Below are 13,556 nucleotides of genomic sequence, written 5' to 3'. Positions count from 1 at the left end.
AATAATAGGCGGAGCGGGGCCATGGCGGCCGCACCGGAATACTATCGCAATAAAAAAACAGGTAAGTAGGAAAATTGCCGCTTACCTTTCCTGGTCAGCATTACCTGGTCAGGTTCAACGGGTGTGATCTCAGCCTGATAGTAAGGCACCCCGAGGTGAAAAGGGGCCGCAGTGCGGGCCCGGATTCTGGGGCAAAGGTAGTTAATAAGCTGAGGAAAAACACTGAAATAATTTTTTGTGTCGGGAAAATTGCTATATTGGTATTGTTGTTAACTCTTTACGATTCATGTTTCTATAATTCCGCATAGCCAACTTTTTATTTGTTAACCTAAAACAGAAACAATGATCAAGATCCAATTAATCGGACATCTGGGTAAGAATGCTGTCTTGCATGACGTGAACGGCAAGCAGGTATTGAATTTCAGTGTGGCGCACAATGAGCGTTTCAAGAATGCGCAGGGCGTTACGCAGGAGCGGACGATCTGGGCGGAGTGTGCGTTGTGGGCGCCGAATGCGGTGGGAGCTTACCTGCTGCAGGGGACGTATGTATTTGTGGAGGGTGTTCCCTTCCTGGATTTGTACACGAGCCAGAGTGGAGCGCCGGCGTGTGCGTTGAAAGTGCGTGTGACGAACGTGCAGTTATTGAGCCATGGTCCGAGGCCGGAGGGGAAAACTCAGGACGAGGGAGTTGTGGAAGGATCCGCTCATCTTGCGGGGGTGCCGGAGGATGTTACGGAGGAGTTACCGTTTTGATGCGGTAGATAATCAGATCCCATTTACATGATGATAAGCACAGGCAGCCGGCTGGAACGGCGCGGCTGCCTGTATCCTGTCCCGCGGCGGAGCTTTTCTGCCGGGGAAGGGGAGGTGTGTGCGTTGGCGTGCCAGGCCTGGGATGCTGGCGCTGCGGTGGATTTGCAGTGTCGAAAAGCAGGGGTGAAGAAAATGAAATTTGAGAATAAAAAGATACCCGGTGCGAAGCTGTTGGATTCAGTCAGAGGTAAGGACATGTATAGTATTCTGGTATCCTGTAAAAAAAACAGTTTAAAATGGAATGTTCATTTTGTAATCAAGGCGTGATGGGAGAAGGGCTGAAAGACATTGTGCTGCAAAACGGGAATGCAGTAATCGTCGTTCACGGCATACCCGCGATGGTTTGCAGCCATTGCGGGCATTATGATTTGCCAAAAGAAGTGCAGGAGGAACTGGAAAAAATAACCAGGGAGATCCTTCAGCGGGACGCGCACATGAAAATGTTCCGGATGCGGAAAGGCGAGGCGTGATCGTTGCGTTGCCCTTGGTATGGGGACTTGTTTACGGAATCACAAAGGTGTCATAGCAGCATGCTCCCTTCAGTGTACTCTTTGCATGCCAGCAAGAGGCACGCGGTTGAATTTGGGTTGTCCCACCGTATGGGATCCTTGTTTGCGATGATCTTACTAAAGGAGGCATGTAAGATGCCTCCAACAGGAAACTCATTGTGTGCCATCAACAGGCACGCAGTTTAATTTGCGTTGTCTTACTTATGTAAACTTGTTCGTCTTGCATTTTTGATAAAAATAAATACAGGATGAAACCGGCTGTGGTAAAAGGTTTTGTTGATGGGCGTGAAAATATTTGTGAAGTTTTTGAAAATAAACTTCGCAATGCGAACTTATTTCCCTTACATTTGCACCCACATTGCGAGGTAGAGCAGAGGTAGCTCGTCGGGCTCATAACCCGAAGGTCAGAGGTTCGAATCCCCTCCTCGCTACTCAACGACAAAGGCTTTCAGGAGAACCTGAAAGCCTTTTTTTTGTATCACACAAAGAGAACCCCGACGTATGGCATTACAAATTTGTTCCGCTTGCCAAATCGAATCTTTTATATGGACGTATGACGACGGGGACTGACCTCCTACCACCTGGCATTGTTATCATTGTGGATATAACGCCCAGGAAGACGAATCTTTGGAACGACAGTGTTCTGCAATAAGGTAAAAGACGTTGCCGACCATCTATAATCATGCATGAGATATAACTATGGAATGAGGATTATTGACTTCCTCCGCACTTAAACAATCAGCATTACACTGATTCTTAACAGGTAATAATTACGCCATATTTTCGCCCTTACATACAGCGAACTCACAATTCCGTATACCTTGTAAATATTTTTTATCTCCCCGTATCCCAATCCGGCAGCGGGTTTCCTACGGCCGTTCCACCCCTTTATATATTGATTCTCAAAAAATATTTGTCAGCAGAAATATTTCCCTTACCTTTGCAACCACATTGCGAGGTAGAGCAGAGGTAGCTCGTCGGGCTCATAACCCGAAGGTCAGGGGTTCGAATCCTCTCCTCGCTACAAAAGAAAGTCAGAATCCCGCTCCCAGAGCGGGATTTGCTTTTTTATAAACCATCGGACATACGCGGACGGATAACCGGAAAAGGCGCCACCCTTTGAAACTTGCCGAAGCTCTTCGGCTTTTTTTATTTGTGCTACCTTTGCTCCCGGATCCCGGGCCTTCATCCCCCGCTGCCGTCCAACGAATTAAAATACATTATGATGCATCGCGCAGGATTTGTCAATATTTTCGGGAAACCGAACGCCGGGAAGTCAACCCTTCTCAACGCCATCCTCGGCGAAAAACTCGCTATTGTCTCCCCGAAAGTACAAACCACCCGCCACCGCATTACCGGCGTCCTCACCGAACCCGGCTACCAGATCGTATTCTCCGACACCCCAGGCATCATCGACCCGAAGTACAAAATGCACGAGAAAATGATGTCCGCCGTCAAATCCGCCCTGGAAGACGCCGACGTTGCCCTGCTCCTCATGGATGCACGCGACAACCTCGACGAATGCCTCGAACTCTTCGCTTCACTCAAGCTCAAAGGAACCTCCATCCTCGTCATCAACAAAATGGACAACCTCGAAGCCTCCACCATTGAAGCCCTCAGAGAAAAATGCATCGCCTGGGGCAAAGCAAAATCCGTCATATTTATCTCCGCCATACAGAAGAAAAATATCGACCTCCTCAAAAAGGAAATCGTTCAGCTCCTCCCCGAAAGCGAACCCTTTTACCCGGAAGACACCCTCACCGACCGCTCCACCCGATTCTTCGTGGCCGAAATGATCCGTGAACAAATCTTCCACCTCTTCGAAGACGAAATCCCCTACCACACCGCCGTAGTGGTCACCCTCTTCCAGGAAAAACAAACGCTGACGAAAATCTCCGCCGATATCGTCGTAACGCGCGAAACGCAAAAAGGCATCATCCTTGGCGAAAGAGGCCGCTCCATCCGCGAAATCGGATCCCGCGCCCGCCAGGAAATCGAGAAATTCCTCGACCGGAAGGTTTTCCTCGAACTGCATGTCAAAGTGCGCGACAAATGGCGGGACAACGATAAGTACCTCCGTGAATACGGATTGCTTTAATCAACGAATTTAAAATCAGAACAATATGCCAGGGTTTACTGTAGCCATCGTAGGCCGCCCGAACGTTGGGAAATCCACCCTCTTCAACCGCCTCCTAGAACAAAGAAAGGCCATCGTGGACGACGTCAGCGGCGTTACCCGCGACCGGCAGTACGGCATCGCCGACTGGAACGGAAAAACCTTCAACGTCATCGATACCGGCGGGTTCGTCGCCAAGTCGGACGATGTCTTCGAACGCGAAATACGCAAACAGGTGAAAATCGCCATGGAAGAAGCCAATGTGCTTGTGTTCATGTGCGACGTTACCACCGGCATCACCGACCTCGATGCCGACGTGGCCGACCTGCTCCGCCGTTCCTCCAAACCCGTGTTCCTCACCGTCAATAAAGTCGATAACCCGCAACGCCAGCTCGAAGCCGCCGAATTCTATTCCATGGGCTTCGAAAACATCCACTTCCTCTCCTCCATGACAGGCAGCGGCACCGGCGAACTGCTCGACGAGATCGCGGCCCTCATCCCCGACGAAGAACAGGCTACCGACGAAAACGAAGGCATCCCCAAAATCGCCATCATCGGCCAGCCGAACGTGGGTAAATCTTCCCTCCTCAACGCCCTCGTCGGCGAAGAGCGCAACATCGTTTCTGATGTCGCCGGCACCACCCGCGATACCATCCATACCCGCTACCGCCTCTTCCAGAAGGATTTCATGCTGATCGACACGGCTGGTATCCGCCGGAAAGCCAAAGTGCACGAAGACCTCGAATTCTATTCCGTGATCCGCGCCATCAAAGCCGTGGACGAAGCCGACGTTTGCCTACTCGTTCTCGATGCCGAAAAAGGCATCGCCGGACAGGACCTCAGCATCTTCAGCCTCGCCGCCCGCAAAGGCAAGGGCCTCGTGATTTTCGTGAACAAGTGGGACCTGGTGGAGAAAGAAACCAACACCGCCCGCGACTACGAAAAAGAGCTCCGCAACCGCATCGCGCCGTTTACTGATGTGCCCATCATCTTCGGCTCGGTGATCGAGAAACAGCGCATCTTCAAAGCCGTGGAAACCGCCCTGGAAGTATACGATAACCGCCAGCGCAAAGTGCAGACCTCGGTCCTGAACGATATCATGCTAAAGGCGATCGAGGCGCACCGCCCGCCGGTGGTTCGCGGAACAGCTATCAAAATCAAATACGTGACGCAGTTGCCGACGCACACGCCGGCATTCGCGTTTTTCGCGAATCTGCCCGACGATATCAAAACGCCGTATAAAAATTACCTGGAGAACAAGCTGCGTGAACACTTTAATTTCCAGGGTGTTCCGATCCGGATTTTCTTCAGAAAGAAATAAAATGACCGGATTACATTATAATTTATTTTGTAATACAGGATTTTTGAATACCTTTGCGGCGTTTTAAAACAAACATCAACATGAAAAAATTATTCGTACTCGCTATCGCCGTTGGCGCCTTCGTAGCTTGCAACAACGCAGCTTCTACTTCTTCTGACTCTACTGCAGTTGCAACTGATTCCCCGGTTGTTGCTCCCGTTGAAGCTGCTCCCGTAGTAGCTGATTCCGCTGCTATTGTAGCTGATTCTGCTGCTGTTGCCGCTGATAGCGCTCACAAACACTAATTAGCGTTTGATGAAAGTATATGGTCCTTCCGGTGCAAACCGGAAGGATTTTTTTGTTTGGCACAGTCATTGTTCCGATATGGGAGTATTAAACCATAAAAAACCATATCTCAGATGAAAAAGTTATTTCTCCTTGCATTTGCCGCAGGACTTTTCGCGGCTTGCAACAACAACTCAGCTACCAACGAAGATTCTACTGCTGTTCCCACGGAAGCGCCCGCAACAATGGAAGAAACCGCGCCTTTGCCGGATTCATCCATGGCAACGGATTCAACCAACCTGAACCCCGGCGCGCCCAATCCGGCCCCTACTCCTGGCACCGATAGCGCCACTGGTCCCCGCTAACACCGTAGTATCTACGTCAATGCATATAAATCCTTCCGGCCCGGCCGGAGGGATTTTTGCTATTTGGCACAGCAATTGTTCAGATGCGTTACCCATTAAAACGCACCTTCGCCATGAAACGAAGCCTGATCACCGTGATGCTGCTTTGCAGCCTGTATGTGTTCGCCACCGCCCAAAACGACCCTGGCAGCTACGTATTCCGTTTTCCCGGGACGGATCTCCGCGGCCTGGCACAGCTCCCGCAACCCACACGGGACAGTATCCTCACGGCTTTTTCCCGTTTCGATCCCGCCACGCTCGATTTTTCGCAGGCTTCCCCGCAACATGGCGAAACCCTGCGCACAGTGCTCGTGGATATGATGGAAACCGTGCGCACGGTGATCCGTAATCCCGCCACGGTAGCGGAAATGGATAAAAAAATGACCGTTTTGCAGCAGAAGATGGACGCCGTGCAGGAAGATATCATCGAGGAAGATGAACTGCGCCAGCTGAAGGAATCGTATGAGCACGACCGCGCCCGCCGGACGCAAGAGTTCGAAAAACGCAACTACGGCAGCGATAAAGAGCAGAAAATCGCCAAGCGCCAGCTGGAACAGGAATTGCGCGACCTCCGCCGCGATTACGAAGAAGAACGGGCGCGCCTCCGCCACCGTTGATTCCCCCTTTCATGTCATAGGCCCGGTGCCGGGGATGCCTTACTTTTGAGGCAGAATACACCCTATAACCGAACCTGAAGCCTATGAAATCCACCCCCTTCTGGTATGCCCTGCGCATATGGCTGGCCAGCGTGGCCATTTCCCCCATTATTTTCACCATCTCCATTTTCGAACGGATGCCGGGTAACCTCGCAATTGATGCATTTTTGCTCCTCCTGCTGATATCCGCCTCCGTACTTTTCGGTCTTCCGTCGCTGCCTGTTTTTAGCTACCTCGTCATGCGAAAATTTGCTACCGGGGCGGATGACGACGCTTTGCGACATCACGCCGCACGATGGGCGCCCATTATTCTGGCGCTGAATTTTGGGCTGGTATGGGCGATTTTGCGATCGGATGTGCTCGCCGATGCCTGGTTTTACCTCCGGCTGGTGGGGGCCTACCTGCTCACGACGATGTGTTGCATCCGTTATATGCGGCTCGCACCAGCGATAAGTCAATAGTCGATTTCGTGCCGGTGGACGTAGAGGTAAGAATTAAAGGATGTTAAGGCTGCTTTTTCTTTTTGTCTGGCAGCAGGATGTAAATAACGTAGATCGCAATGATGATGCGTAGAATATAGGGAAACATCGTCCCGCAAAATAATAAAAAAGCCGGAAGGGACAGATCCGTTCCGGTATAAAAGACGGCCGGTGCGGGAAGCGCCGGCCGTTTGTATTTGCTAATTATTTTCTGTGCTCAATTTTTTTATCGCCGCTTCAATGGCGGGGTCGCCGGCGTTGGAGACTTCATAGAAACCTTCGCTGCGCCAGCGCTGCCTGGCCAGGAGGGCTTTGATGCGGAGGCGGATCTCCTCGTTGTCTTTCGCCGTTGCGCGCGACATATTCACGCCTTCTTCAGCAGCGAGGGCGCGGAAACCAGCCATCATCGCGTCGCTCACGTTCCATTCGCGGTTGAAGGCGGACGCGTCCTTAAAGCCGCTGAATTCCGTGGCATTGGCGGTATAATATTGATACACGTAGTCGCCAAACACGTTCCGGTTGTATAAACCGGTGAGTAGTTCGGAATAACGGGTGGTGTCAAAAGGAATGAATACATCCGGGGTGATGCCACCGCCGCCGTACACAATAGCGCCGCTGGGACCGGGTTTCCGGAACTTCAGGCTGGAATCCACCGGGCGGATGCTGTCGCCGTTCAGGAATTCGCCATGGTTATAGCGGTTAGCGATGTCTTCGTCGTATGCCTCACGGCCGTTGTCGTAGCTCTTCTGGATGCTGCGGTTGGAGGGAAGGTAATAGCGGGCGATGGTCAGGCGAAGGGTAGCGCCGTTGTCGAGCTCGAAAGGCTCCTGTACCAGGCCTTTCCCAAAGCTGCGGCGGCCGATGATGATGCCGCGGTCCCAATCCTGCACGGCGCCGGCCAGTACTTCACTGGCGGAAGCGGAGCCTTCGTCGATCAGGATGGCCAGGTCCCCTTTCTCGAACACGCCGGGGCGGGAGCAGGTGTAGTCCTGGCGCGGGGAGTTCTTACCCTGCGTATACACGATGAGTTTATTACCATCCAGCACCTCGTCGGCCAGCCGGGTGGCGGCGTCGAGGAGGCCACCGCCGTTCTGGCGGAGGTCGATCACCAGCTTCTTCATACCCTGTTTTTCCAGTTTGCGCGCGGCTTCGAGGAACTCGGTGTAGGTGGTGGCGGCGAATTTGCTGATTTTGATATAACCGACGCCGGGAGCCGTCATATAGGCCGCGTCTACGCTGTTCAGGGGGATGACACCGCGGGTGATGGTGATATCCAGCTGTTTGGCGCCGCGCAGCATTTGGGTTTTCACCTGCGAATTGCGGGGGCCGCGGAGCAGTTTGCGGATATCCTCGGCGGTGATGTTCTTCCCGGCTACGTTCACGGAGTCGTTCACTTTCAGGATTTTGTCGCCCGTAAGCACGCCTGCCGCATCGGAGGGGCCGCCGGCGATTACGCTCAGGATGTTGACGGTATCGCGGATAATGTTAAACTCTACCCCGATGCCTTCGAAGTTGCCGTCGAGGTCTTCGTTCACCTCCTGCACGTCGGCCGGAGGGATGTAGACGGAGTGCGGGTCGAGGTGGGAGAGGAGGCCTTCGATGGCTTCTTCCTGTATAGTGGCTACGTCCAGCGTGTCTACGTAATTATATTTCAGCAGGTCGAGCACTTCCTGCAGGGAGCTCCTTTTGTTCAGGAAAAAACTGACGGAATCGCTGTTCCGGGCAGCTGGCATCTTGTGCCCCAGGTACATGCCCAGCGCCAGCGCGAAGGCAAACATGAGAGGCAGCCAAACTTTTAATCTTCTGTTGTCCGACATTATGAATATTTAAAACGTTGAGGGGAATCCACCCTTTTGTTTAACTTGTGACAAAAATAACATATTCACAAGCAAAACATCATCATCTCAATCTTAATTTCATAAACCAACGGATATGCCTTCGAAAGTTAAGCTGGTGGCGGATAGTGGGTCCACTAAAACGGAATGGTGCCTGATAGATGGAAAGCGGCGGCAAACCTGGATGACGCAGGGCCTGAGCCCTTATTTTCTGACCAGCATACAGATAGAAGAAGCGATCCGGGCGGAGCTGCTGCCGCAGATGGATGGTATTTTGCCCGAAAAGGTCTTTTTTTACGGTACCGGCTGCAAGGCGGAGAACAATGTGAAACTGGTCCACAAGGCCCTCCATACCGTGTGGCCCCAGGCGAAAATCGAGGTTTCCCATGACCTGATGGGCGCCGCCCGCGCCCTCTGCGGCCACGAGCCCGGCATCGCCAGCATCCTCGGCACCGGATCCAATTCCTGCTACTTCAACGGGAAAGACATCGAAAAGAACAATCCCGGCCTCGGTTTCGTACTGGGCGACGAAGGCTCCGGCGCCTACCTCGGCAAAAAAGTGCTCCAATATTACCTATACGAAACCTTTGACGGAGACCTCCGGTACCGGTTCGACCAGAAATTCAACATCAGCCGCGACGAGATCCTCGACGCCGTGTACCGTCAACCGCTCCCCAACCGCTTTCTCGCATCTTTCGCGCCCTTCCTGGCCGAAAACCGCGGGCATTTCATGATCGAAAACATCCTGGAAGACGGACTCAACGAGTTCTTCTTCAATCATCTTTATAAATACAGCGAAAGCTGGACCGCCCCCTGCACTTTACGGGCAGCATCGCCTTCCACTTCCGCGACGTCCTCCAGGCCCTCTGCGACCTCTACGAGCTCCAGCTGGGAAGGGTGATCAAGAACCCGATGGACGGACTGGCATTATATCACGAAGATCAAGATTAACTTTATGGCATTTACCAAAGTCACAGAGCAGCCGAGCCATTACCGCCACCTGGAAACCATGGCCATCCAGGAAGTGCTGACCAATATCAACAACGAAGACAAAACCGTTCCCCTGGCCGTTGAGAAGGCCATCCCCCAGATTACGAAACTGACTGCCGCTATCGCCGACAAGATGCTGGCCGGCGGACGCCTCTTTTATATGGGCGCCGGCACGAGCGGCCGGCTCGGCATCCTCGACGCTTCCGAGTGCCCGCCAACGTACGGCGTGCCTCAGGGGTTGGTGGTAGGGCTTATCGCCGGTGGCGACTCCGCCATCCGCAGGGCCGTGGAAAATGCGGAAGACGACCGCGAGCAGGGCTGGCGTGACCTCCAGCAATGGAACATCACCGATAAAGACGTGGTTGTGGGCATCGCGGCGAGCGGCACCACTCCATATGTAATAGGCGCCCTCAAAACCTGCCGTGAAAACGGTATTGTCACGGGTTCCATCTCCTGCAACCCCGGGTCCCCGGTTTCCGAACACGCCGACTTCCCCGTGGAAGTGGTGGTAGGCCCCGAATTCGTGACCGGTTCCACGCGGATGAAATCCGGAACGGCGCAGAAGCTCGTGCTCAACATGATCTCCACCACCGTCATGATCCAGTTGGGAAGGGTGGAAGATAATAAGATGGTCAATATGCAGCTGAGCAACGAAAAGCTGGTAGACCGTGGCGTGAAGATGGTGATGGAGCAGCTCCAGCTGTCCGACTACGAAACGGCGAAAGGGTTGTTGCTGGAATACGGCAGCGTGAAGCGCGCGGTGGAAAGCAGAAAATGAAAAATTGCATAAATTGCCGGCATGCATGAGATAGAACCCTTTTATAACTGGCGGCACCTGTACACGGCCGAGGAAGATGAACTGTCGCCCTTTTACGGACGTGAGTACAGCGAGTTCGAATTCACCAACACCGTTTATAATTATTATATCCATCCGCAGTGGGACGACTTCGGCGCGCCGAACCTGTACATGAAGATACTATTCGCGGATTATCAGTTCAACTATGCGATTATTGAGCTGATCGGGGAATGGAACGACGCGGTGGAGAACAACATCATGACGCTGAAGCGGGATGTGATCGACCTGCTGGTTTCACATGGTATCAATAAATTCATACTGATTGGCGAGAATGTCCTGAACTTTTATTCCTCCGACGACTGTTATTATGAAGAGTGGTGGGAGGATATCCGGGACGACGGGGGCTGGGTGGTGCTTTTGAACCTGCCGCAGCAGACGCGGGAGGAGTTCGAGAACGCGCGGCTGGACAATTATGTACACCTGATGGACGAGCCGAAGTGGCGAACCTTTCTGCCGCAACACTTGTTTAATCTCGTGGACAACTGGATGATGAGGCGTCTGGAATAAGCTTTTTTCGTGACATTTATCATTTGGTTTTAATTTTTCATGTTATAAATTTGCCCGACATTTCACTTATTTATTCATACTAAAGGAAGCTTAGAACGTATCTTATGAAATGGTCGCAATTCTTTTCAACCTCCATTGGTAAAAAACTGCTGGTTGGTGCCACCGGCTTTTTCCTGTGCACATTTTTGATCGTGCACCTGGCCGGCAACCTGTCGTTGATGAAAGACGATGGTGGTCAGGCCTTTAATTTGTATGCGGATTTCATGGGACACAATCCCCTGATCCAGACGTTGGCCTGGGGGCTTAAAGTGGTGATCCTTATCCACGCTTTCCTCGCCATTCAGCTGACAATCCGAAACCGGGCAGCCCGTCCGGTGAAATACGCAGTTAAGCCGGGTAATTCTACCTCCTCGTGGTATAGCCGTCAGATGGCGGTGATGGGTAGCCTTCTCCTTATTTTCCTTGTGATCCACCTTGCCAATTTCTGGTGGAAGATGCACTTCGGTTCGCTGGACAGTGCCACTTATGAAGGCAAGGAAGTGGGTGATCTGTACAAGGCTGTATGGTTTGCCTTTGAGAACATCGGGTTGGTGGCATTGTACGTGATCGGCATGATTGCGCTGTCTTTCCACCTGATCCACGGTTTCAAAAGCTCGATGCAGACTTTCGGCTGGAACCACCCGAAGTACAACGGCATGATCAATTTCATCGGCCTCTGGCTGTTTGGCATCCTGATCCCGCTGCTCTTCGCCGTGATCCCCGTGTACATTTACATTAAACAAATCTGATAAAGCTAAAGCAAGGATATTATGTTGAACGCAAAAATTCCTGCTGGCCCTCTGGAGACCAAATGGAGCCATTATAAAAGCACTGTTAAGCTGGTAAACCCGGCCAACAAGCGGAAACTCGAGATCATCGTGGTAGGGACCGGTCTGGCCGGCGCCTCCGCCGCCGCAGCGCTCGGCGAGCTCGGGTATAAAGTGAAGGTTTTCTGCTTCCAGGACTCCGCCCGCCGCGCGCACTCTATCGCCGCGCAGGGTGGCATCAACGCAGCCAAGAACTATCAAAACGACGGTGACTCTGTTTTCCGTCTTTTCTACGATACCGTAAAAGGTGGTGACTACCGTGCCCGTGAAGGCAACGTGTACCGCCTGTCTGAAGTGAGCGGCAATATCATCGACCAGTGTGTGGCGCAGGGAGTTCCTTTTGCCCGTGAGTACGGCGGATTGCTTTCTAACCGGTCTTTCGGGGGTACCCAGGTACAGCGTACCTTCTACGCCGCCGGCCAAACGGGCCAGCAGCTGCTGCTCGGGGCTTATTCCGCCCTGGAGCGCCAGGTTGCCCTCGGTAACGTGAAGCAATACACCCGCCACGAAATGCTGGAAGTGGTGAAGATCGACGGCAAGGCGCGCGGCATTATCGCCCGCAACCTGGTTTCCGGCAAGATCGAGCGCCATTTCGGCCATGCCGTGCTGATCTGCTCCGGTGGATACGGCAACGTGTTCTTCCTGAGCACCAACGCTATGGGTTCCAACGTAACTGCCGCCTGGAAGGCCCACAAAGCGGGCGCCTTCTTCGGCAACCCCTGCTTCACGCAGATCCACCCGACCTGTATCCCGGTTTCCGGAGACCACCAGTCGAAGCTCACGCTGATGTCTGAGTCGCTCCGTAACGACGGCCGCATCTGGGTACCCAAAAAACAAAACGACGAACGCAAAGCCACCGATATTCCCGAAGAAGAGCGCGACTACTACCTGGAGCGCCGCTATCCCGCCTTCGGTAACCTCGTTCCCCGCGACGTGGCCTCCCGCGCCGCCAAGGAAAGATGCGACGCAGGCTTTGGCGTAGGCACTTCCAAAATGGCCGTGTACCTCGATTATGCCGACGCGATCAAACGTTATGGCAAGATCGAAGCAGGTAAACGTGGCGAAGATCATGCTTCGGAAGAAGAGATCATCAAAATGGGTAAAGCAGTGGTAGCCGAGAAATACGGCAACCTGTTCGATATGTACGCCAAGATCACCGGTGAAAACCCGTATGAAACCCCTATGCGCATATACCCCGCCGTGCACTACACGATGGGCGGCTTGTGGGTAGACTACGAGCTGATGACCACCGTTCCCGGCCTGTACGCCCTCGGCGAAGCGAACTTCTCCGACCACGGCGCTAACCGCCTCGGCGCGTCCGCCCTCATGCAGGGCCTGGCCGACGGTTACTTCGTGATCCCCTACACCCTCGGCAACTACCTCGCAGGAGATATCCATACCAAAGCTATCCCCACCGACCACCCCGCATTCGTGGAAGCGGAAAACCGGGTAACGGAAACGCTGAACAAACTCATGAACATCAAGGGCAAGCATTCCGTGGATCACTTCCACAAGGCGCTCGGGAAAATCATGTGGGACAAATGCGGTATGGCGCGTAACGCCAAAGGGCTGGAAGAAGCCATCAAGGAAATCCAGGCGCTCCGCGAAGAGTTCTGGAAAGATGTGCGCATCCCCGGCGAAATGAACGAAATGAACCCCGAACTGGAGAAAGCCGGCCGTGTGGCGGACTTCCTCGAACTGGGCGAGCTCATGTGCCGCGACGCCCTGCAACGCAACGAATCCTGCGGTGGCCACTTCCGGGAAGAATACCAGGATGCCGAAGGCGAAGCACAGCGCGACGACCAGAACTTTGCATTCGTTGCCGCCTGGGAATACAAAGGCCAGAGCAACTACGAACTGCATAAAGAGCCACTGGAATTCGAGATCGTTCATCCGACCCAGCGCAGCTATAAATAAGTTTGATAAGGGATATAAAACAG

Annotated in this window: 14 protein-coding genes, 2 tRNA genes and 1 riboswitch; of the genes, 15 read left to right on the top strand and 1 reads right to left on the bottom strand. The window is 53.1% G+C overall.

Translation table 11 applies throughout. The features are described from left to right. Positions 1–70: 70 nt before the first annotated feature. Positions 71–163: riboswitch (TPP riboswitch) on the bottom strand. 179 nt (positions 164–342) lie between these two features. From WJU16_RS07400 to WJU16_RS07355, 10 genes are all read left to right on the top strand, one after another. After that, entirely contained in the window at positions 343–753 is a 411-nt protein-coding gene (locus WJU16_RS07400) for a single-stranded DNA-binding protein (protein ID WP_341837684.1), read from the top strand. 296 nt (positions 754–1,049) lie between these two features. Next, the gene (locus tag WJU16_RS07395; protein WP_341837683.1) at positions 1,050–1,283 is read left to right on the top strand and encodes a type II toxin-antitoxin system MqsA family antitoxin; all 234 of its coding nucleotides are present in this window, start codon (positions 1,050–1,052) and stop codon (positions 1,281–1,283) included. A gap of 398 nt (positions 1,284–1,681) precedes the next feature. Further along, positions 1,682–1,753, top strand: a tRNA-Met gene (locus WJU16_RS07390). A 521-nt stretch (positions 1,754–2,274) separates the two neighbouring features. Then, positions 2,275–2,346 (top strand) — tRNA-Met (locus WJU16_RS07385). Positions 2,347–2,544: 198 nt separating this feature from the next. Further along, positions 2,545–3,420 carry a GTPase Era gene (gene era / locus WJU16_RS07380; RefSeq protein WP_341837682.1) on the top strand — a complete coding sequence of 292 codons (876 nt, stop codon included), beginning with the start codon at positions 2,545–2,547 and terminating at the stop codon, positions 3,418–3,420. Positions 3,421–3,445: 25 nt separating this feature from the next. Beyond that, complete coding sequence (der, locus tag WJU16_RS07375; RefSeq protein ID WP_341837681.1) at positions 3,446–4,759, top strand: ribosome biogenesis GTPase Der; 1,314 nt, start codon at positions 3,446–3,448, stop codon at positions 4,757–4,759. Between the two features lie 80 nt (positions 4,760–4,839). Then, complete coding sequence (locus WJU16_RS07370) at positions 4,840–5,043, top strand: hypothetical protein (RefSeq protein WP_341837680.1); 204 nt, start codon at positions 4,840–4,842, stop codon at positions 5,041–5,043. Between the two features lie 114 nt (positions 5,044–5,157). After that, the gene (locus tag WJU16_RS07365) at positions 5,158–5,388 is read left to right on the top strand and encodes a hypothetical protein (protein ID WP_341837679.1); all 231 of its coding nucleotides are present in this window, start codon (positions 5,158–5,160) and stop codon (positions 5,386–5,388) included. Positions 5,389–5,501: 113 nt separating this feature from the next. Beyond that, positions 5,502–6,044, top strand: a complete 543-nt coding sequence (locus WJU16_RS07360) for a hypothetical protein (protein ID WP_341837678.1) — start codon at positions 5,502–5,504, stop codon at positions 6,042–6,044. Positions 6,045–6,127: 83 nt separating this feature from the next. Further along, positions 6,128–6,544, top strand: a complete 417-nt coding sequence (locus tag WJU16_RS07355) for a hypothetical protein (protein WP_341837677.1) — start codon at positions 6,128–6,130, stop codon at positions 6,542–6,544. A gap of 218 nt (positions 6,545–6,762) precedes the next feature. On the opposite strand, the gene WJU16_RS07350 is transcribed toward WJU16_RS07355, so the two are convergent. Beyond that, a complete protein-coding gene (locus tag WJU16_RS07350) occupies positions 6,763–8,379 on the bottom strand; it encodes a S41 family peptidase (RefSeq protein WP_341837676.1) in 1,617 nt (538 codons plus the stop codon). 115 nt (positions 8,380–8,494) lie between these two features. Here WJU16_RS07350 and WJU16_RS07345 point away from each other — a divergent pair, with 115 nt between their 5' ends. The 5 genes from WJU16_RS07345 to WJU16_RS07325 all read left to right on the top strand — a co-directional run bounded on the left by WJU16_RS07345 (position 8,495) and on the right by WJU16_RS07325 (position 13,533). Next, positions 8,495–9,298, top strand: coding sequence for an N-acetylglucosamine kinase (locus WJU16_RS07345; RefSeq protein ID WP_341837675.1), 804 nt, complete (start codon positions 8,495–8,497; stop codon positions 9,296–9,298). A gap of 54 nt (positions 9,299–9,352) precedes the next feature. Continuing rightward, a complete protein-coding gene (murQ, locus tag WJU16_RS07340; protein ID WP_341837674.1) occupies positions 9,353–10,165 on the top strand; it encodes an N-acetylmuramic acid 6-phosphate etherase in 813 nt (270 codons plus the stop codon). 21 nt (positions 10,166–10,186) lie between these two features. Further along, positions 10,187–10,750, top strand: coding sequence for a hypothetical protein (locus WJU16_RS07335; RefSeq protein ID WP_341837673.1), 564 nt, complete (start codon positions 10,187–10,189; stop codon positions 10,748–10,750). Positions 10,751–10,854: 104 nt separating this feature from the next. Further along, entirely contained in the window at positions 10,855–11,538 is a 684-nt protein-coding gene (locus WJU16_RS07330) for a succinate dehydrogenase cytochrome b subunit (RefSeq protein WP_341837672.1), read from the top strand. Positions 11,539–11,559: 21 nt separating this feature from the next. Beyond that, entirely contained in the window at positions 11,560–13,533 is a 1,974-nt protein-coding gene (locus tag WJU16_RS07325) for a fumarate reductase/succinate dehydrogenase flavoprotein subunit (protein WP_341837671.1), read from the top strand. The last annotated feature ends 23 nt before the right edge of the window (positions 13,534–13,556 follow it).

Source organism: Chitinophaga pollutisoli (assembly GCF_038396755.1).
Taxonomy (GTDB): Bacteria; Bacteroidota; Bacteroidia; order Chitinophagales; family Chitinophagaceae; genus Chitinophaga; species Chitinophaga pollutisoli.
Note: the sequence above shows the minus strand (reverse complement) of the source record. Positions and strands in the feature narration are given on the sequence as shown.

What these genes read in the sequence shown, in the direction of transcription:
- WJU16_RS07360 (WP_341837678.1), top strand. Translation starts at nt 5,502, where the DNA reads ATGAAACGAAGCCTGATCACCGTGATGCTGCTTTGCAGCCTGTATGTG.
- WJU16_RS07335 (WP_341837673.1), top strand. Translation starts at nt 10,187, where the DNA reads ATGCATGAGATAGAACCCTTTTATAACTGGCGGCACCTGTACACGGCC.
- WJU16_RS07395 (WP_341837683.1), top strand. Translation starts at nt 1,050, where the DNA reads ATGGAATGTTCATTTTGTAATCAAGGCGTGATGGGAGAAGGGCTGAAA.
- WJU16_RS07365 (WP_341837679.1), top strand. Translation starts at nt 5,158, where the DNA reads ATGAAAAAGTTATTTCTCCTTGCATTTGCCGCAGGACTTTTCGCGGCT.
- WJU16_RS07350 (WP_341837676.1), bottom strand. Translation starts at nt 8,379, where the DNA reads ATGTCGGACAACAGAAGATTAAAAGTTTGGCTGCCTCTCATGTTTGCC.
- WJU16_RS07325 (WP_341837671.1), top strand. Translation starts at nt 11,560, where the DNA reads ATGTTGAACGCAAAAATTCCTGCTGGCCCTCTGGAGACCAAATGGAGC.
- WJU16_RS07355 (WP_341837677.1), top strand. Translation starts at nt 6,128, where the DNA reads ATGAAATCCACCCCCTTCTGGTATGCCCTGCGCATATGGCTGGCCAGC.
- murQ (WP_341837674.1), top strand. Translation starts at nt 9,353, where the DNA reads ATGGCATTTACCAAAGTCACAGAGCAGCCGAGCCATTACCGCCACCTG.
- WJU16_RS07400 (WP_341837684.1), top strand. Translation starts at nt 343, where the DNA reads ATGATCAAGATCCAATTAATCGGACATCTGGGTAAGAATGCTGTCTTG.
- era (WP_341837682.1), top strand. Translation starts at nt 2,545, where the DNA reads ATGATGCATCGCGCAGGATTTGTCAATATTTTCGGGAAACCGAACGCC.
- WJU16_RS07345 (WP_341837675.1), top strand. Translation starts at nt 8,495, where the DNA reads ATGCCTTCGAAAGTTAAGCTGGTGGCGGATAGTGGGTCCACTAAAACG.
- der (WP_341837681.1), top strand. Translation starts at nt 3,446, where the DNA reads ATGCCAGGGTTTACTGTAGCCATCGTAGGCCGCCCGAACGTTGGGAAA.
- WJU16_RS07330 (WP_341837672.1), top strand. Translation starts at nt 10,855, where the DNA reads ATGAAATGGTCGCAATTCTTTTCAACCTCCATTGGTAAAAAACTGCTG.
- WJU16_RS07370 (WP_341837680.1), top strand. Translation starts at nt 4,840, where the DNA reads ATGAAAAAATTATTCGTACTCGCTATCGCCGTTGGCGCCTTCGTAGCT.